The sequence below is a fragment of the Novosphingobium sp. ERN07 genome (assembly GCF_012641335.1).
Taxonomy (GTDB): Bacteria; Pseudomonadota; Alphaproteobacteria; order Sphingomonadales; family Sphingomonadaceae; genus Novosphingobium.
Window position 1 is genome coordinate 71,349 of record NZ_JABAID010000010.1, and the last position, 18,539, is coordinate 89,887.

The 18,539-nt window shown below is 61.5% G+C and carries 20 protein-coding genes; 4 read left to right on the plus strand and 16 right to left on the minus strand.

Annotation, left to right across the window (positions count from 1 at the left end):
• Positions 1-53: 53 nt before the first annotated feature.
• Positions 54-545 carry a GreA/GreB family elongation factor gene (locus HGI47_RS14100; protein ID WP_168853405.1) on the minus strand — a complete coding sequence of 164 codons (492 nt, stop codon included), beginning with the start codon at positions 543-545 and terminating at the stop codon, positions 54-56.
• 51 nt (positions 546-596) lie between these two features.
• Between HGI47_RS14100 and ybaK the strand changes: the two genes are divergently transcribed.
• Positions 597-1,073, plus strand: a complete 477-nt coding sequence (gene ybaK, locus HGI47_RS14105; protein ID WP_168853406.1) for a Cys-tRNA(Pro) deacylase — start codon at positions 597-599, stop codon at positions 1,071-1,073.
• A 154-nt stretch (positions 1,074-1,227) separates the two neighbouring features.
• Here the strand turns inward: ybaK and HGI47_RS14110 are convergent, their stop codons facing one another.
• The 11 genes from HGI47_RS14110 to HGI47_RS14160 form a co-directional block, all read right to left on the minus strand.
• A complete protein-coding gene (locus HGI47_RS14110) occupies positions 1,228-2,004 on the minus strand; it encodes an SDR family NAD(P)-dependent oxidoreductase (protein WP_168853407.1) in 777 nt (258 codons plus the stop codon).
• Positions 2,005-2,038: 34 nt separating this feature from the next.
• Positions 2,039-3,382, minus strand: a complete 1,344-nt coding sequence (locus tag HGI47_RS14115) for an SRPBCC family protein (RefSeq protein WP_168853408.1) — start codon at positions 3,380-3,382, stop codon at positions 2,039-2,041.
• A gap of 80 nt (positions 3,383-3,462) precedes the next feature.
• Positions 3,463-3,897, minus strand: a complete 435-nt coding sequence (locus tag HGI47_RS14120) for a nuclear transport factor 2 family protein (protein ID WP_168853409.1) — start codon at positions 3,895-3,897, stop codon at positions 3,463-3,465.
• A gap of 90 nt (positions 3,898-3,987) precedes the next feature.
• Positions 3,988-4,539: a VOC family protein gene (locus HGI47_RS14125; protein WP_168853410.1), complete on the minus strand. Its 552-nt coding sequence runs from the start codon at positions 4,537-4,539 to the stop codon at positions 3,988-3,990.
• Between the two features lie 127 nt (positions 4,540-4,666).
• Positions 4,667-6,001, minus strand: a complete 1,335-nt coding sequence (locus tag HGI47_RS14130) for an SRPBCC family protein (RefSeq protein WP_168853411.1) — start codon at positions 5,999-6,001, stop codon at positions 4,667-4,669.
• Between the two features lie 23 nt (positions 6,002-6,024).
• Positions 6,025-6,543, minus strand: a complete 519-nt coding sequence (locus HGI47_RS14135; RefSeq protein ID WP_168853412.1) for a nuclear transport factor 2 family protein — start codon at positions 6,541-6,543, stop codon at positions 6,025-6,027.
• A gap of 2 nt (positions 6,544-6,545) precedes the next feature.
• The gene (locus HGI47_RS14140; RefSeq protein WP_168853413.1) at positions 6,546-7,967 is read right to left on the minus strand and encodes an SRPBCC family protein; all 1,422 of its coding nucleotides are present in this window, start codon (positions 7,965-7,967) and stop codon (positions 6,546-6,548) included.
• A gap of 88 nt (positions 7,968-8,055) precedes the next feature.
• Entirely contained in the window at positions 8,056-9,252 is a 1,197-nt protein-coding gene (locus HGI47_RS14145) for a cytochrome P450 (RefSeq protein WP_168853414.1), read from the minus strand.
• A gap of 83 nt (positions 9,253-9,335) precedes the next feature.
• A complete protein-coding gene (locus HGI47_RS14150) occupies positions 9,336-10,082 on the minus strand; it encodes an SDR family oxidoreductase (RefSeq protein WP_168853415.1) in 747 nt (248 codons plus the stop codon).
• 11 nt (positions 10,083-10,093) lie between these two features.
• Complete coding sequence (locus HGI47_RS14155) at positions 10,094-11,140, minus strand: nuclear transport factor 2 family protein (RefSeq protein WP_168853416.1); 1,047 nt, start codon at positions 11,138-11,140, stop codon at positions 10,094-10,096.
• A 73-nt stretch (positions 11,141-11,213) separates the two neighbouring features.
• On the minus strand, positions 11,214-13,514 hold the full coding sequence (locus HGI47_RS14160) for a TonB-dependent receptor (protein ID WP_168853417.1): 2,301 nt from the start codon (positions 13,512-13,514) through the stop codon (positions 11,214-11,216).
• Positions 13,515-13,690: 176 nt separating this feature from the next.
• On the opposite strand from HGI47_RS14160, the gene HGI47_RS14165 reads away from it, so the two are divergent.
• The 3 genes from HGI47_RS14165 (at position 13,691) to HGI47_RS14175 (ending at position 15,607) form a co-directional block, all read left to right on the plus strand.
• Positions 13,691-14,389 carry a TetR/AcrR family transcriptional regulator gene (locus HGI47_RS14165; RefSeq protein ID WP_168853418.1) on the plus strand — a complete coding sequence of 233 codons (699 nt, stop codon included), beginning with the start codon at positions 13,691-13,693 and terminating at the stop codon, positions 14,387-14,389.
• Positions 14,390-14,473: 84 nt separating this feature from the next.
• The gene (locus HGI47_RS14170) at positions 14,474-15,160 is read left to right on the plus strand and encodes an SDR family NAD(P)-dependent oxidoreductase (RefSeq protein ID WP_168853419.1); all 687 of its coding nucleotides are present in this window, start codon (positions 14,474-14,476) and stop codon (positions 15,158-15,160) included.
• Positions 15,161-15,172: 12 nt separating this feature from the next.
• Entirely contained in the window at positions 15,173-15,607 is a 435-nt protein-coding gene (locus HGI47_RS14175; protein ID WP_168853420.1) for a nuclear transport factor 2 family protein, read from the plus strand.
• Here HGI47_RS14175 and HGI47_RS14180 read toward each other — a convergent pair.
• Genes HGI47_RS14180 through HGI47_RS14195 form a run of 4 tightly spaced genes read right to left on the minus strand, consistent with a single transcriptional unit; the run spans position 15,595 to position 18,422 of the window.
• Entirely contained in the window at positions 15,595-16,041 is a 447-nt protein-coding gene (locus tag HGI47_RS14180) for a thioesterase family protein (protein ID WP_168853421.1), read from the minus strand. The two genes, HGI47_RS14175 and HGI47_RS14180, sit on opposite strands and share 13 nt — an antisense overlap.
• A gap of 40 nt (positions 16,042-16,081) precedes the next feature.
• Positions 16,082-16,432, minus strand: a complete 351-nt coding sequence (locus HGI47_RS14185; protein ID WP_168853422.1) for an EthD domain-containing protein — start codon at positions 16,430-16,432, stop codon at positions 16,082-16,084.
• Positions 16,433-16,442: 10 nt separating this feature from the next.
• Positions 16,443-17,234 (minus strand): sugar phosphate isomerase/epimerase, encoded by a 792-nt coding sequence (locus HGI47_RS14190; protein ID WP_168853423.1) that lies wholly within the window; start codon positions 17,232-17,234, stop codon positions 16,443-16,445.
• A 9-nt stretch (positions 17,235-17,243) separates the two neighbouring features.
• A complete protein-coding gene (locus HGI47_RS14195; protein ID WP_168853424.1) occupies positions 17,244-18,422 on the minus strand; it encodes an aromatic ring-hydroxylating dioxygenase subunit alpha in 1,179 nt (392 codons plus the stop codon).
• Between the last annotated feature and the right edge of the window lie 117 nt (positions 18,423-18,539).

The following is an 18,539-nucleotide window of genomic DNA, read 5'->3' on the forward strand; positions in this document are numbered from 1 at the left end:
TCCTGCCCTCCCACCAGCGGAAAGTTCCGGGGGGGGGGGAGGGCTTGTTGGCTCTACTGCCGATACCACCCATCAGCGCCCACCACCGCGCCCCGCGCCGCCAGCACTTCAACCGCTTCGGCTTTCCCGGCAAAGTCCACAAGTTCGCCGTCTTCTGCTCCCATCATCGCTCGCGCAAGTGGCGCGGAAAAGGCAATCAGCCCTGCTGCCGGATCGGCCTCGTCATCGCCCACGATAGTAACGGTGCGCGCCTTGCCATTCAGCCGGAACTGCACGGTGGAGCCAAACCCCACCACGCCGTCCTGGCTCGCCGCGACCAGTTCCGCGGTCGCTTTGCGGGTGCTCCAATACCGTAGCGTGCGGCGCAGTTTCTTCACTTCAGCTTCGTCCGTCACGCCTTCCAGCGCAGCTTCCGCCTCTGCCAGCTTGGCCGCGATCAGCGTGGCTCCACGCGCCGTAACCAGGTTCGGACCTGGCGGAATGGGGATTTCGAACGTCGGCTCCAGATGCTCGTCATCGCCTTCGCGGCGAAACGCGACACTCATGTCTTCTCTCCACTGGCGCGCACGTGCGCCATCTGCAACAAGCCGACCCCTATGGCACAAGTGACGCGCGCAACCAAAGCGCTGGTACAGGCAGGCATCGCGTTTGACCTGCACAGCTACGATTACGATCCCGCCGCCCCCAGCATCGGGCGCGCCGCCGCCGATGCGCTTGGCGTCGATCCGGCGCAGGTGTTCAAGACATTGATGGTGCTGGCCGACGGCAAACCCGCCTGCGCCATCGCCCCCAGCGATGGCGAGGTTTCGCTCAAGCGCGTGGCCGCCGCGCTTGGCGCAAAGGCCGCCACGATGATGCGCCCCGCCGATGCCGAACGCCTGACCGGCTACAAGATCGGCGGCGTCAGCCCTTTCGGCCAGATGCGCCGCGTGCCCACGGTGATCGATGAAACTGCACTGCTATGGGACGCGGTGTTCCTCAATGGTGGCCAGCGCGGGCTGCAAGTGCTGCTCCCACCCGATGATGCGGTGCGATTGCTGGAGGCGGTTGTGGCCGATATCGCGGCCAGCTAATGCAAATCCTCCCTGCCTTTGCGAAGCACAGGCGGGGAGGGGGACCGCCCGCAAAGCGGGTGGTGGAGGGGCAATAGAAAACCCCTCCGTCATTCGCAAAAGCGAATATCTCCTCCCCGTTTGTGCATTCGCAAAAACAGGGGGGATCAGATGCTTACCGCGTCAGATAGCCGCCTTCCACCGCAAGACTATGCCCAGTGACATAGCTCGATGCGTCCGAACACAGCCATGCGCTCGCTTCAGCCACTTCTTCCGGCTTGCCAAAGCGCCCGAACAGGCTGAGCGCGGGCGCGAAATCTGCTTCAGTAAAGCCGGTCGTTTCCAGCGCGCCGCGCAGCATCGGTGTGTCGATTGCACCGGGCAGCACGGCGTTCACGCGAATGCCTCGGCCTGCATATTCAAGACTGCCTGTCTTCGTCAGGCCGATCACGCCGTGCTTTGCCGCAACGTATGCCGCATTGTTTGGCTGCGGGCGAACCGAACTGACCGACCCGATGTTGACAATGGAACCGCTGGTGCCCTGCGCCAGAATCTGGCGGATTTCATACTTCATGCACAGCATGACCGAGCGTAGATCCACGTTCAGCACCTTGTCGAACACCGCCATGTCGGCTTCGTGGATCGGCAACACATCGGGAGTGATCGCGGCGTTGTTTACCGCGCAGTCCAGCTTGCCGAACGTCGCCACCGTTTCGGCCACCAGCGCCTCTACTTGCGCTTCGTCGGCCACGTCGGTGCGCACGGCGTGGGCCGTCCCGCCCGCGCTGCGGATCGTTTCGACGGTCTGCGCCGCCGTTTGCGCGTTGATATCGGAAACCACCACGCTGGCCCCGCGCGCCGCCAGCAGTCGCGCGGTAGCCGCGCCCATGCCGACGCCCGCTCCGGTAACGATGGCGACTTTGCCTTGCAGCGAAACGAGATCGGGATTCATGGGCGCGCTTTCCTCTTCTTCTATGGGCGGGCAATCAACGCCGCCCTTCGATGTAGTCGTTGATCACTTCATGGAAGCGGCGAATGCGCGTTTCCTGTTCGGCCAGATAGGCATCGTCGTGCCCCAGCGAATGCAGGCCCTGTTGCTGCGTTACCGCCACTTCCAGATCCTGAATCAGGAAATCGCCCTGCTTTATCTCGGCGGTATAGGCGTCGAAATCGCCGGTCTGGTGTTCGGCATCCTTCCACGGGCGCAGGCCGTAGATCGTGGGAATGTCCTGCCCTTCGATCTCTGGCGAGAGATACCAGTAATCGAATGTCGACCAGTTGGGGTCTTCCAGATCCGGCTCGGTGCGGAACACGTGCAGCCCTTCGGGCGTGCCGGTGATGGTGAAGTTGGGGAAACAGGTGTGATGGAACTGGTCGGTCAGTTCCTCATCGCTCAGCTTGTCAAAGTGCTTGAACCCCCGCGCCGGGCCAAGCGTGCGGCGGGCCTGCTGCAACGCGATGCGGCCTTCCTGCGCGCGCCCTTCGAAATCGGCGGGATCAAGCTCCCATTCCTTCAGCACTTCGGCCCACAGCGGCTTGATCTGCTGTGCGTCGACATAGCGGCTCGATGGTTGCAGCTTTTCGATCATGCGGTTGTGTCCGGTGGGATACATCTCGAAGATCGTGGTGGAATAATGATCGTCGATCATCCCTTCGAATTGGGGATGGACCGAGGGGATGTGATAGCTTTCGTTGAAGTTGTCCGACGCGAACTTCCAGTTGGTGTTCACGCGCAGGGTGCGCCACACCACGCGCTTCCAATCGGCCAGATCGCGGTTTTTCAGCAGCGTGGGAATGGGATGGAGATATTCCTCCAGCGGCACCGCATTGGGATCAAAGCTGTAGAAGATGAAACCGCCCCAGACCTCGCACGGCACTTCCTTCATCCGCAGCTTGCCGCAAGGGCTGCCCTGCCGGAAATCCTCCTCGTCCTGCACCCAATCCAGCGCGCCGTCGATGTTCCACTTCCACCCGTGGTAGGGGCAGGTGAAATGTTCGGCCACGCCGCCTTCGGATGTGGAAACAAGGCGATTGCCACGATGTCGGCACACGTTGTGGAAGGCGCGAATGCCGCCGTCCTTCTGCCGCACCGCGATAACCGACTGGCGCAGGAAGTTGTGGGTGATGAAATCGCCCGGCTCTTCAAGCTGCGATGTGCGCCCGGCCACGTGCCAGACGCGCTTCCACATATGCTCCCATTCCTTATCGGCAAATTCCTTGGACCAGTAACGGTCGCCGGTAATCGCATCGCCGCGCGCCTTGGGGAATTCGGCTTGCGGATCGGTGGGGTAGGTCGCCCCCGGATTGGGGATTTCAAGATAGGTCGCCATGATGCAGCTCTCCTGTGATCCGGTGCTGTTCTCCCCAGCGCACCGGCAAGGTTTGGTCCGACGTTTCGCCGGTTTTATAGTTATTTGGCGTTATCGAGCGTGCCGCTGAGCGGCATCAGGAAATCCATCGTATAGCGCGTGGCTTTCCAGCCCGCTTCGGTGCGGCGCACGTCAAAATAGTAGCGCCCGTTGACGGTAACCGCCCGGCCATCCTTGCCTTGCCCCATGCCGATCACATAGGCGCGCATCGATGCGGTATCGCCATCGAAGGCGGTCAGGGCAAAGTTCGTCAGATAGTGGGCGTGGTGTTCCATGTTGGCGAACACATTGGTGAAGAAGGCGCGGATACCCTCGTGGCCAAGCTGCGGGGCAAGGCCGATGCCGGAAAGATCGAAAACCGCGTCGGGCGTGAAAACATCCAGCACCGCGTCGATATCGCTGACCGTGTCAACCGCGTGGGCATAGGCCACCATCAAGTCCTGAATGGCGAGGCGATCTTCGACAGAGCATTTCATTTATTATTTCCTCTCAAACACTTAAATCATTTTATTTTGATCTGCGCAGTGTTTCCCCGGGGAAACATGCCGGAACAATTCATGAACAAATCATGTGAAAAGGGGACGGATCGGATCGGTAACACCATCCCAATCCGCCGCTGCTTGCGCAATGCGGGTGAAGGCGGCGGACTGCGATGCGTCTTCCTCGACGATCTCGATCATGCAGCCCAAGGCGGGCGATGTATCGACATAGCAGAAGCGCATCGCACCGAATTTGCCATCGATGGCCACGGCAAAGCCCTGATCGACATAGCGCTGGCGGCAGGCATCGTAATCGGCGGTATAGATGCAGAAGTGGTGGAAACCCTGCTGCCCCTTGGCGATGGTATCGCGATAGGCGCTGGGGCGATCACAATGCTGCTGGATCAGTTCGATCTGCGTGCCGCCCGACTGCGCCAGCGCGACCGAGAAGTCGATGCCATCGGACGGTGCCCCGCGATAGGTCGCCTCAGCCAGTTCGATATGCGGCACCAGAAAGAACGGGCCGATGCCGGTGGTGGCGATCCACGCCTTTGCCGCGGCTTCCACGTCATCGACGATGAAAGCTGCTTGCATCAGGTGCGGGCCTGTCTGGCCGGGGGTTACGGTTGTGTCGATCATGTCATCCTCTCATCCCACACAGCATCGTGCTGCGCCCCCGCCTTCCGGCTTTGCCGGAAGTTTATCCTGAGCGACCGACCTGTCGGTCAGTCGAAGGGCGGGGGCGCAAGGATGGTATCGTTTGCTTTCAGCCTACCGCCGCCGTCGGGTGGCCCAGCACCATGTCGTTCAGCTTTTCGTGGAAACGCTGAACGCGCTTTTCCTGCCCCGGCAGCAGGCAACCCTTGAAGCCGCGTGAATTGAGGCCCTGTTGCTGCGTGGTGCCGATCGACAGATCCTGATCGGCCACATAGCCCACCGAAATGCCATCGCCATATGTCGAATGGCGCTGGATCGCGTCATGCTTCAGCGGGGCCGGGCCGACCGGCGTGACCACTTCCCTCATCTTTGCATTCGGCGGATAGAGGCACCAGTGCTGGAACACGCACTTTTCCGGGTCCGTCGGGTGCGGTTCGGTGCGCAGGATCTGGCACTGTTCGGGCGACATCGTGATCGTCAGGTTCGGGAACAGCGTGCAGTGGAAATAATCGACCAGTTGCTGGTCGGTCATGCCGCTGTAGTCATACCCTGCATCTGCCCCGCGTTCGCGCTTGGCCCCGATCACGGCTTCGCGGATATCGGCGGTGCGGCCGCGATATTCCTTGGGGTCGATGCCCCATGCCTCGGCCGCTTCATACAGGCCCGGCGGCACGTCTCCGCTGACGTAATCCTTGCGGCTCGTGGCTTGATGGCCAATCATCCACATCGCATTGTGGCCGTTTTCGTACATCTCGAAAACGGTGGTGGGCAGGCCATCGTTGATGAAGGTCGCCAGTTCCGGGTGGATCGTGGGAAGGTGGTAGCTTTCGTTGAAGTTGTCGCGGATGATCTTCCAATTGAAATCGCAATCCGCCGAAACGTTCAGCACGCGCACCCAGTTGTCCAGCTTGTAGCCAGCAAGCCGTTCGGTATAGGGCCACAGCCATTCGTGCAGGGGGGCAACGTCATCGTCCATGCACCAGAACACGAACGGACCCCACGTTTCGCAGCGTAATTCGGACAGCTTTACCTTGCCGCAAGGGTTGCCGCCGGCAAAATCGTCCGGGTCTTGCACATGCACCAGCGTGCCATCGGGTGCATATTGCCAGCCGTGATAGCCGCAAGTGATGCGCGGCGATGAACCCACATCGCCCAGCACCAGCCGGTTCCCACGATGCGGGCAGGTGTTGTAGAACGCCTTCACGCCGCCATCGGCCTGGCGGACCATGATCACCGATTCCTTGCCGAAGTTGTGGCGGATCAGATCGCCTTCTTCCTCAAGATCGGCCAGAACGCCGCCCAGGTGCCAGACCTTCGGCCACAGGTTCTTGTTCTCAAGCTCCATCCAGTCCTTGGTGATATAACGGTCAGCGGTGATCACATCGCCGCGCACGGCAACGTCAAACTCCGGGGAATAGCGGGAAATCGTTTCGTGAACGGTCATTTCGGCGTCCTCATCACTCTATCTTATACTGGCCAGTCGCGGGTCTGGCTGAAGTCTGTTCCGCGCCTTCCCGGCCGGACCAGCGGGTTGCCTTCAAGGAAACCGTCTGCTGCCGGGTCGGTGCGCGCCCAGTCTACTATTTCGCGGCGGCGACTGATGCGCCACTGCCCATTCTTGCAGGTGTATTCGTCGACATAACGACCGGCGACCACCAGATCCTTCGCCTCGCCATCCTCGCGCGTCCGGTGCCAGGCGTAGAAATAGACTTCGCCGCTGGCCTTTTCGCCCTGCACATCGATCTGGGCCTGCCCGATAATGTGCTGGCTGCCATCCAGATCGGCCAGAAAACCTTGGGCAAAGGCCACGAATTCATCGGCGCTACCCTGCATCAGCCCGCAATCGACCCATGCGTCGTCATGAAAGGCGCTGCGGTGCAGTTCGGGATCGAGCCGGTCCTGCCCGCGCATATAACGGCACAGCGCGTCGTGAATATCACGCCGGGCGCACAGATCGCGCAGTTCGGCTTCCATATCGAAGGCCATGATCAGGCTTCTCCGTTCAGGTATTTGTCGATCACCATCTGGAAGTGCCGGATGCGCGATTCCTGATAGTTGCCAAGGTTCTGGACCCCGGTTGCACTCGCCCGGAAACCGGCCTGCTGCGCGCGCAGATTGTCGGTATCCTGATCATAGACATGGCCCATCGCGGGATCGAAGCCGGGCGCGCTGGCATAGCTTTCATGCTCGGCCACGCGATAGGGTTCGGGCGGTTCGGGCACGCGGCCGCTTTCGGGATTGGGGCGCAGGAACAGGATTTCGAACAGGGTGCGGTTGGGGTCGGTGCCGATGGGGCGGAAGCGATAGACCATTGGCAGGGAAAGGCCGGGGAAAAGCACCATGTTGGGGAAGACATGGTATTCGATGGTGTCGATCATTTCGCTGTCCGAAACGGCGGAAAGATCGCACTTGTAGGCCTCGCCCATCACCTTGCGCAGATGGCGGGCCATGACGGTGCGCGCGGTTTCTCCGGGGCCGACGACAAGACCCTCGCCACGCGAATCCTTGTCGCCAAGGATCATCGTGGCGAGGAGTTCCTCCTCGCTGAGGGGGTGTGCGAGGTGGGGGGAGTTGACGCCGCTGGCGGCATAGAACCGGGTCACGTGGTCCGAATGGCAATCGTACTGCACGTTGGCATCGCCCACGCCCTTCAGAAGCTGCGGGTGCGTTTCCAGCACGTGGTAGGATTCAAGGAAGGCTTCCTGCGCCGTCTTCCAGTTGCAGGGTAGCTCCTTGGCGACGTGGACCGCCACATGGCGGTTCGCAATGTCCCAGCCCTTGAAGTGTTCGGGCAGGGGGGCAAGGAACTCGTCTAGGCTTGGCCCGTCCTGTGCAGGGTTGATGAACACGAATCCGCCCCAGTGGCCGACGCGCGCTTCGGGCAGGTTGGCTTTCTTCGCATCGATATGCTTGAAATCCCAGGCGCAGGGGACCGAGGCCAGGGTGCCATCGTTGTTCCATGTCCAGCCGTGATAGGGGCAGCGCAGATTGTCACCCGAACCGACGCCTTCGCCGCGCTTCAGCTTGGTGGAGCGGTGCAGGCACGAATTGGTGAAGGCGCGGACCGACATGTCATCCTGCCGCACCACCACGTAGGACAGGTGCGCGACTTCGTAGGTGTAATAATCGCCCGGTTCGGGGATGTGATCTTCGCGGCAGACCCATTGCCAGGTGCGCTTCCAGATTTTCTCGATCTCAGCCTCGAAGATCGACTGATCGAAATAGCGGCCCACGCTGACCGGTTCGGTGCCGAGGAACGCTGGCTCTTCCATCGCCAGCACTGGCGGCGGCGGCAGGGCATCGCCCGCCACGATCTTCTGCACGCTGGGCGCATCAGGGCAGCGCACGGCAGCAAGGGCTTCGGCATCGATCTGTTCGGGCAAGCCGTGGGCAACGATGGCGTCCAGCATGGCACTCTCCGGTGTGCCACTCCATAAAACCGGCAGCACTGCCTGTTTTATGGCCGGATAGCTGATTCGCCTCAACCTATCCGATACGCTAGGTGTTCCAGACCAGCTCCACCCGCCGCAGCGCGCCGACGATGCCGGGTACGGGTGAAAGGTCGCTGTCAGGGCTGAGTGCGAAGTCGGGAATGCGCTTCAGCCATTCCTCCAGCGTGATCGCCACTTCCTTGCGCGCCAGTTCCTGCCCTGGACACATGTGCGGGCCGGAACCGAACGTGGAATGACGCGCGCGTTTGCGGGCGGGATCTATGGTGAGCGGATCGGGGTTCACGCGCGGGTCAAGGCCGTGGACCTGCGTCGGGATGGCGATCATGTCTCCGGCTTTCAGATGGACGCCGTGAAATTCGATATCGTGGCGCACCTCGCGCGCGATGGAGACAAGGCCGAAGCGGCGGAACAGTTCGTGGACTACCGGCACGATATCCGCCCCGCGCTGTCGCAGATCGGCGCGCAGTGCAGCGTTTTCCGCCAGTTCGCGCATGATGAAGCCCAGCACGTTTACCACGGTATCAAGGCCCGCGATCAGAACTTGCGTGACCACTGAAAGCGCCTCGTCACGGGTCAACCGCCGCCCTTCGCCAAGATCAGCGTGGAGCAGTGCGCTGATCATGTCCTCACCGGGCGTTTGGCGCCGTGCATCGACCAGCGGGGCGACATAATCGAAGAACACGGCTTTGGCTTCGTCGAAGGTCATGTCCATGCCGGGGCGCGTCATACATTCGGCCCAGTGGCGGATTTTTGGCGCTTCTGCTGCATCGATGCCGACCAGCGCCATGAACACGCGGATCGGGAACTGTTCAGCATATTCGGCAGAAAAGTTGCAATGGCCCCTGCTCGCAAACCCTTCGATCAGATCGACGGCAGTGGCGCGAATGCTGTCGGAAAGGCCCCGGATGGCAGAGGGATTGAGATGCGCGTTGAGCAACTGGCGATAGGGCCGGTGTTCGGGCGGGTCGATGGTGGTGGGGATCAGCCCGTGCATCTCGCCCACCGATTTGGGCAGCACGATCACGCGCGATGAAAAGCGGCCAGGATCAGACTGCACGTCCTGCAAAGCCTCACCCCCCAGTGCGATCCAGTGCCCTTCGTTGCGCGGTGTCCAGACGACGGCAGGGTTGCTTGCAGAAAGGTCGCTCCAGGCCTTGTGGAAGCCATCGCTTTCAAGACCGGGCGGCATGTAGATATTGATATCGACAATACGGTCGGCCGGCACATGGGACGGGGTCTGCATCGAATGATCCTCTCGTTGTTATGGAGAGGATCATGCGCGCGTGCGTGCCTGCGGACGCTTGGTGTTTTGGATAGGGTGGGCGGTCAGCCCATCGTCTCTCCATTATCGATCACTATGTTGGTGCCGGTGATGTGGTGGCCATCGTCGCAGGCGAGGTAGAGGACCATGTTGGCGATGTCGGCGGGTTGACCCATGCCGTGGTTTTTTGCCTGATCCAGCCCGGCGTTGCCTTCGGGAAGTTCGGCCAGCGCCTGCGCAGTCATGGGTGTGACGATGCCGCCGGGAGATATCGAATTGCAGCGGATGCGGTAGCCTTGTTCGCGGCAGTGGACCGCGATGGAGCGGGTCATGCCGATGATCCCGGCCTTGGCGGCAGCATAGGCGGGGATGGCGCTGATGCCCTTGATCCCGCCGACCGAGGCCATGTTGATGATCGAGCCGGAGCCGTCGCGGCTCATGTGCGGTAGTGCGGCCTTGCAGCCGAGAAACGTGCCGCCCGCCATAACGTCGGTTTGCAGCTTGTAATCGGCCCAAGACAGCGCCTCGACCGTGCCGAAGCGGACAAGGCCCGCGTTGTTGACCAGCGTATCGAGCCTGCCGAAGCGGCGCAGCGTTTCGGCCACGACTTCGGCCCAGTGGCCTTCATCGCGCACGTCATGCTTCAGGAACACGCAGTTGGGGATCTCGGCGGCGACCTTTTGCCCAAGGTCTTCCTGCATATCGGTGATCACAACGCTTGCGCCTTCGCGCGCCAGAACGCGCGCGTCTTCTGCACCAAGGCCCGAAGCGCCGCCGGTGATCAGGGCGACCTTGCCATCCATCTTGCCCATCGTTCTTTTCCTTATGCGGCCCAGTGGGCGTAAACGGGATCGGCAGCGCCGAAGCAGCCGCGATGGGTGAGCGCTTCGTAAAACCCGTCGCGCTCCATCGTGGAGGGGTGCGAATGGTTCCAGTCGGCCACGAAGGTGCGGGACTGGATCAGCCACTTGCCATCGCGCTTCACATAACGGTCGATATAGCGGCCGCCGGTGAGCACTTCGGTGCCCGACTGCACCATTTGCGCGATCACATAGTGTTCGCCCACGGCTTCATCCCCGCGCACGTCGATCCATTCGTTGGCGACCGAGTGGAAGCACATCTCAAGGTTCTGCGATACGAAGGCGGTGATCTGCTGCGCGAAGTCCTTGCCCGAACCGTTGACCACGCCGGAAATGACGGTGGAATCATCGGTGAAGATCGAAGCGAGCAGTGCTTCGTCGGCCCGGTCAACGCCGCGCGCATAGGCCATGAGCAGATCGTGGATTTCGGCGCGCGCGAGGGCGGCGTCGAGAGCGGCTTCGCGGTTTTCGGATGGCGTCATCGAGGTGTTCCTTGCACTGGCGGCATGAAGGGCAAGCAGGGCGCGGCCCGGATCGGCGGCGCCTTTGCCGCCTGCCGGCAGGAAGTGTTCGAAGCCGGTCGTCGGATCGGCGCGGACGGCGCTGTTCGGGCGGTTGACATTGCCATCGAGAACGTAGGTGCGGTGGGTGAGCCGCCAATCGCCTTCACGGCATTCAAGCCGGTCGAGATAGCGGCCCATGACCCAGCGTTGCAGATCGGCCTCCTCGACATAAGCGATGACATAGGATTCCGCCGTGGCGCGATGACCCTGCGTTTGTATCCAGCAGTTTGACGTGCGGTGAAGCGTGGGAAGGGCCGATTTTTGCGCATTGGCAAGGATATCGACAAGCGTGGCAACGGGGCCGGCATAGAAGCCGTAATCGACGGTGGCGTCATCGTGATAGGCGCTGCCGAGCAGGTTGGCGTCGGCCCGGTCCACCCCCCGACTGTGATTGGCGAGCGCGTTCAGGATGCCGTGGCGGGCGATGAGATCGTCTGGTCCGATCAAGGCGGTCCTCCGATAAGAAAAAATGCCCCGGCTGCTGGTGAAGGCAGCCGGGGCCAGGGAGGATCGCTTCAGATCAGAAGTTGTAACCCACGGTCACGCCGAACTGGCGGGGCGGTGCATAGCCGACGATGCCCATGTAGCCGGGGCTATCGTAGACGGTGGAGATATAGCGCTTGTCGAACAGGTTCTTGCCCCACAGGCCGATCGAATAGCGCTTGTCCGGGCCATAGTAGGTCAGCAGCGCATCGACATAATAGGTGGGTTGGACCGAGGAACGCGGGGTGTTGACCACTGCGGTGTAGAACTTCTGCCCGGTGTACATCCAGCTTGCATCGGCAACGAGGCTGGAACCATCGGCAAATTCGGCGGTGTAGTTGATGCCCAGCGTGGAGGCCCACTTGGGCGCATTTTGCAGGGCATAGCCCTTCAGGTCGATGAAATTTGCGGCTACCGGATCGAAGTAGAGGAAGTCCTTGTACTTGGTATCAAGGTAGGCGAGCGATCCGCGCAGGGTGAGGCCATCGACGGGCACGGCCTGCAGCTCCAGTTCGAAGCCCTTGATTTCGGATTCGGCGGCGTTGAGGATGCGGTTGCCCTGCACGTTGGTTGCCGGATCGAAATAGATCTGCGCAACCTGCATGTCGCGATAGCTGGTGTAGAAGGCGGCAAGGTTTGCGCGCAAGCGGCGGTCAAGGAAGTCTGCCTTCAGGCCCAGTTCGAAGGTATCGACCTTTTCCGGGTTATAGGGCGCATTGCCGTCTGCCGCCACGCCGATGCGACCGGTGAAGCCGCCCGATTTGAAACCGCGTGCCCAGTTGGCATAGACAAGCTGGTTCTGGCCCACTTCGTAATCGAGGCCGATCTTCCAGCCCACGTTGTTCCAGCTTTTCTTGCCGCCCACATCGAGGCTGCCGGGGAACAGCACATCGAACTTGTCCCAGTTGGCCGAGGTGAGGTTTTCGCTGCCAAGGCCGGTATCGAGCGTGGCGCGGGCATCGATGCTGTCATGCGTGTAGCGGATGCCGGCGGACAGCTTCAGCGCATCGGTAAGCTGGGTGTAGGTTTGCAGGAAGGCCGAGAACGATTCTGTGCCCTGATCCTGCACGTTGTACTGGATCAGGCCCGGCAGCGCGAAGTCCAGATGGTACATCTGGTAATGGTTGTAATCGGTCTTCATGTAGAACAGACCGGCCACCGCATTGAAGCGTTCGCCCACGTCGAAGGCGCTGCGCAGTTCCTGGCTGAACTGCCAGCCACGGGTGCGGCGGCGGGTGGCGTTGTTCGTCTTCGCGGTGCCATCCTGATCGGTGTATTCGAACAGGGTGAAGTGCTTGTAACCGGTGATCGCGGTGATATCGCCCAGCGGGGTGTTATCGTACTGGATCGTGCCGATGAAGAACTTCGTCGTCATGTCAGACTGATCGGGCACTTCGTTGTTGCCCGAATAGTACTTGTCCGGCGCAACGCAGGGCTGGCCTGCGGTGGCGCAGGGGCTGCGATACATCGGCTCTACCGCGCCGTTCCAGAAGGTGCCTTCGGGCACATAGTTCGCTTCGCCCGGCAGCCCACCATTGACGACGATGGGCGCGCCGTTTCGGGCTTCGACATATTCGCCCTGAAGCGTGATCTTCAGATCGGCGTTGGGCGTGATGTAAAGCTGGCCGCGCACCGCATCCACATTCTTGCGGCCCATGTCCTCGCCGTTCCAGACGTTCGTTACCCAACCATCGCGCTGGGTGTGGATGCCCGCAACCTTGACGCTGACCACATCCTTGACCAGCGGGGCTTCGATTGCGGCGTTGATGTCGAACCGATACCAGTTGCCCACCGTACCGCGCACATAGCCACCGAATTCGCCGGTGGGCTGATTGGTTACCACATTGACCACGCCGCCGGTGGTGTTTGCACCGAACAGCGTGCCTTGCGGGCCGCGCAGGATTTCGACGCGGTTGGAATCATAAGTATCGAGCAGCGCGCCCATCGAGAAGAACTGCGGCACGCCATCGACCACGATGGACACGGTGTTACCGGCATAGGGATCGGGTTCGATCACGCCGATACCGCGAATGGTGAAGACTGCGTTGTTGGGGGTGTTGGCGAAGTTATCGATCTGCACGTTGGGCACAGAGCCTTGCAGCGCCTGCAACGTGGTGACGTTCATCGCCGCCAGCGTATCGCCGCCGACTGCCGCGATGGAGATCGGCACCGACTGGATGCTTTCAGCCTTTTTCTGCGCGGTGACGACGATTTCCGAAAGGCCGCCGCTGGGGGTATCTTCGGCCTGTGCTGCCTGCGCCAGCGCAGTGGCGGGCAGCGTGGCTAGTGCCAGCAGCGACAGGCTGCCAAGCAGGCGCGATGCGGTTGATCCGGTCATTTTAGGTATCCCTCCCGAATATGCCGGTTCTGGTTCCTATTGGCCCAAAATCCGGCGCTTCCACCATAAAACAGGTGGGTATGCCGGTTTTATGGCCCCAAGCCCACCCCTGTGGGAACTGGCGGTTTTGTCAGGAGGGCTTGAACGGCTCGAAAAGGCATGACAGGACGATGACGATGGCCGAAACCACCATGCAAAAGCGGATGCTTGCCGCGATGCGCCCCAATGGCATGGGCGAAGTGCCCGAACGCTGGCAGCAGCGCAAATCGGCGCAGACCCGGCTGAAAATGCTTGAGGCTGCGGTCGATTGCCTTGTTGAAGGGGGATATCAGGGCCTTACCACGGCGCAAGTGGCCGAACGCGCCAGCGTTTCACGCGGGGCAATGCACCATCATTTTGCCACGCGGATGGATTTGGTGGCCGCTGTGGTGGAGCATGTGTTCTATCAACGGATGCGCCTGTTTCTGGAAGATTATCTGGCCAGCATGGTAAAGGCTGGCGATGTGCCGCTGATCGACCTTGCAACGCAGGCGCACTGGCGCAGCGTGCAGACGCGCGAATATGCCGCCTATCTGGAACTGGCCGTGGCCGCGCGCACCGATGCCGAACTGGACGCCGCGTTCGAACCGGCCGCCCGCCGTTTTGACGAAGTGTGGACCGCCGAAATGATCGAATCCTTCCCGCAATGGCAGGACCAGTGGCAGGCGATGAAGCTGGGCAGCGATTTCGCCATTGCGGTACATTCCGGTCTGCTGCTGCACCGCCCGGTGTTTGGCCCAGACCGGATAGAACAGGTGCTGCGCCTGACGCTCGACGCGATTCGGGCGCTGTACAAGCCGGTGGATGAAACCGGTGGCGCCGGATTCCTCGCATAAAGACCAGTTCCGCAACGGTGGCCGTCTGGCAGGATCACGGCAATCCGCTACCGGACTATCGGTTGCGCAACGGGAGAAGATGGTATGGCAACCGTGGCAATTACCGGCGCGGGGCGCGGAATCGGCCTTGAACTGGCGCGGCAGCATGTGGAAGCCGGGGACCGGGTGATCGCGCTGGTGCGCAATCCCGCAAGCGCCACAAAGCTGGCCGAACTGGCCGCCGCTTCCGATGGCAGGCTGACGGTTCATGCGATGGACGTGGGCGATCAAGCTTCGGTCAGCGCAGGCGCGGCTGAAACGTCGGACGAGGCGGTCGATCTGCTCTACAACGTCGCCGGGGTGAGCGGTCCTGCCGCAGCCGAGCTGGAAAGTTCGGACTGGGCCGAATGGAACGACGTGTTCAACATCATGGTGCAAGGCCCGCTGCGCGTGTTGCAGGCGTTCCTGCCGCGTATGGCCGCAGGCGCGAAAGTCATCAATTTCTCCAGCCAGCTTGCGGCATCTACGTGGCCCTATGGCGGGTATTATGCCTATGCGGCGGCAAAGGCAGCGCTGAACCGGCTGATGCGCTCTGTCGCCACCGATCTGAAGGAGCGCGGCGTGATCATCGGGCTGGTCCATCCGGGCTGGGTGCAGACTGAGATGGGCGGCGATGGCGCAGACATCACCCCGCAGGAAAGCGCCGAAGGCATCCGCAAGCTTGCCGCAGACTGGACGCTCGACCGTTCGGGCGATTTCCTGAAGTGGAACGGCGAAACCCACGCCTGGTAAGGAGTGCGACCGATGCCGTTTACCGGACCAATCGAGGATCGCGTGGCGATCCGCGAACTGATGGACACGCACGCCCACGGCGTGATGACCAAGGATGCCGAACTGTGGGGTTCGATCTGGGCGGACGACGCCTATTGGGAACTGCCCGACTATCCCGATCTTGGGGCCTTCGTTGGCAAGAAGACCATCGTCGATGGCTGGATCGAATCGATGAAGGCCTATGGCCTTGATAACTGCACCAAGCCGATGATCTATTTCATGCAGCCCGGATCAATCGAGGTGGACGGTGATAGCGCGAAATCGGTGGCCTATACCATCGAGATTTTTGACGATCCCGCTACGGCCAAGCGCATCCATACCACCGGGCGCTATGACGATGAACTGAAGCGGATTGACGGCGCATGGAAGTTTACGCGGCGGGCCTATCGGACCGTTTACGCGGATTGATCTGAGGCGATCGTCAGCAGCACAGCCCGCCACGCTTCCGGCAAGGGAGTGGGGCGGCGTGTGCGCGCATCGACATAAACGTGGGTGAAGTGTCCCTCGGCTGCGGCTTCATCAATGCCTTCGACGAAGACGCCGAGATGGTAGGTGACGCTGCTTGATCCGAGCCGCGCCACAGTCACGCCAATCTCAATCCGCTGCGGGAAAGCAACCGGAGCTGCATAGCGACAGCCCGTTTCCACCACGAGGCCGATAGGGTTGCCGCCCTCGATCTGGAGCAAACCGTTGTCGATCAGCCAGGCGTTCACCGCCGTATCGAACCAGCCATAGTAGACCACGTTGTTGACGTGCCCATACACATCGTTGTCGTGCCAGCGTGTGCTGATCGGGGCGAAATGGCGATAGGCGGTGCGGGGGCGAAGCGGGGTGCGGCTCATGAGCGTTCCCTAGCCGCTTCGCCGCGCATTGAGAACGCGATTATGGCAGAACCGAAGCGTGCTCCTCGATCCGATAGGTTCGCATCCGCGTGCGGTCGAACAGGCGTTCTTCGTCGGCCACGATTTCGTTCATCACGGCAGGGCTGGCCATTGCGGCAAAGCAGGCGTCGCAGGTTTGCTGGTCGGGGAAGTCGATTTCCAGAACCACGTCGTAATCATGGTCCAGCGTCTGCCCGTCGAGCGGGTGGAGGTGGCGGCGGACATAGCGGGTGGCCCAGCCTGACAGCACCTTTTCTCCGATAAGCCGATGGCGGCTTTCGTAATAGGCGATGAAATCGGCCTTGGTCATGCCTTCGCGGCGTTTCAGCAGGGTGAGGACGGTGACGGTCATGCCCAAGGCCTCATGCATAGTCCGCCAGCCAGCGGCGCGTTGCTTCGGCCACGGCGCTGGCGCGCAGCGCGGGGTGGGGGAAGGCATCGCGCAGTGCGGCAGAGCGCAGTTCGATGGCCAGCGGCAAGCCCTGTGGCAATGCGTGATAAAGCTGGCCGAGTGGCAGCGCGCCTTCGCCGCATTGCTGGCGCAGATCGATGGCATCGTGGATCACCGCGTTGAAATCGGCGGGATCGGGGCGCTGCGCCGGAGCATCGCAGAACTGCGCATAGGGGAGCAGCGCGGGATCGACTTGTGCGATTTCGGCAATGGAAGAGCCAGAGCGATCAACGTGGATCGGATCGATCAGCAGCGCTTTCAACGGGTGGTCCACCATGTCCAGCACGGCAAGAGCCATGCGCAGGTCTTTCACTTCGGTGAAAATGCCGAATTCCAGCGCCACGCGGATGCCGCTGCCTTCGGCATGGCGGCACAGGTCTGTGAGCCGCGCGGCGGTACGGGCGTGATCGGGGTCTGACGATACGCACAGCACATTGGCCGCGCCAAGGTCTGCGCCCACGTCCAGCACCTTGCGGTGATCGTCCATCGCTGAATCAGGTTTCAGCCAGACGACTTCGACATCGAGCAGCGGCAGACCGGTGGCGGCCAGTGCGGCGCGGGCATCGCGCGTGTGCGCCGCCGTCCATTCCGCCGGATCAACCCACAGGCCCACCATATCGAAGCCACCCGCGCGGGCGGCTTCGATAGTGTCAACCGGGCCGAATTCCGGCACCACGCCGGACGCGAGCGAGATCGGGTTCATGCGCCCGCCTTACATCTGCGGTTGGGGAAGGTCCGCGTCATCCTGCAGATACCAGTCCAGCCATTCGTGGAAGTACTGGTTGCCGCGTTCGTTGCGCCCGAACACCAGTTCGTCATGCGCCCCTGTTTCAAGGCCCTTCTGGATTTCCAGACCGATCAGGTAATCCTCGGTATAGGTCACATCGCGGAAGAAGTTCATCGCCGCTTCGACGTTCGCGCGGTCTTCCTCGTCGCGGATGGGTTCGCGACGCAGATAGTTCAGCACGGTGCGGTTTTCGCCCGGCGTCGGCCCGGGGAATAGCTGGGCAACTTGCGTGATTTCGGGCGCGATAAAGGCCGATACGTTGGGGAACATGATCCGCACGAAATCGAACCCGTTGTTCTCTTGGCGGCCCCATTCTTCGCGCGGCACGTCCTTCAGGGCGTCTGCGATCTTATGGTGCGGGAAGCCAATGCGCTGGTGCGGGCCGAAGCCTTCGTAGTGCATACAGTTCGATGGCGTGCGCGGAAAGATCGTCTGAGGATGAAGCGAGGCGAAGTGGTAACCTTCGAGATAGCCGTCATAGGCGATCTTCCAGTTCGCGCCTTCGATCACGCGGCTGCCCATGTAGGACCAGTTGCCGAAGTCCAGCGCTTCGAAATCTTCGAGAAAGCCCTGAAAATAGGCATCGACATCGATGGGAGCATTGGGCGTGAGCACGACGAAGATCATGCCGGCTTTTTCCTGACACGGCAGTTCGCGCAGGCCGAGTTCGGACTTGTGGACTTCACCGAACTTGCTCGCTTCGGAAATGCCGATCAGCTTGCCGTCCTGCCCGAAGGTCCAGCCGTGATACTTGCAGGTGAATCGCGGGCAATTCCCGTGCCCTTCATTGGCCACCGGTGCGCCGCGATGCGAACAGACGTTGAGGAAGGCGCGGACCTGCCCGGTCTTGTCACGATTGATCAGCACGGGCATCCCGACGGCATCCATCGCCTTGTAATCGCCGGGATTGGGCAATTCTGCGGTGAAGGCCAGCATTAGCGGCACCCGCTTGAACACCAGCTCCATTTCGGCCTTCCACTGGTCCGGGTCGGTATAGCTGCGCACGGGCACGCGCTTGGTGCTGTCGGTCAGGAAGGTTTGCTTGTTTTCGACGTAATCGCGCATGATTTCCGCGACTTGTCCGATACGCTCGATGCGATCCATTCTTCTCGTGCCTCTCCGTGCCCGCTGGGTCGGGTTCAAGGTGTGACCATGCCTTGCGCGCACTATCGCGGAAAGCTGTGACAGGGGCTAGGTTTGCGCAATGGTATCGTCCCAACT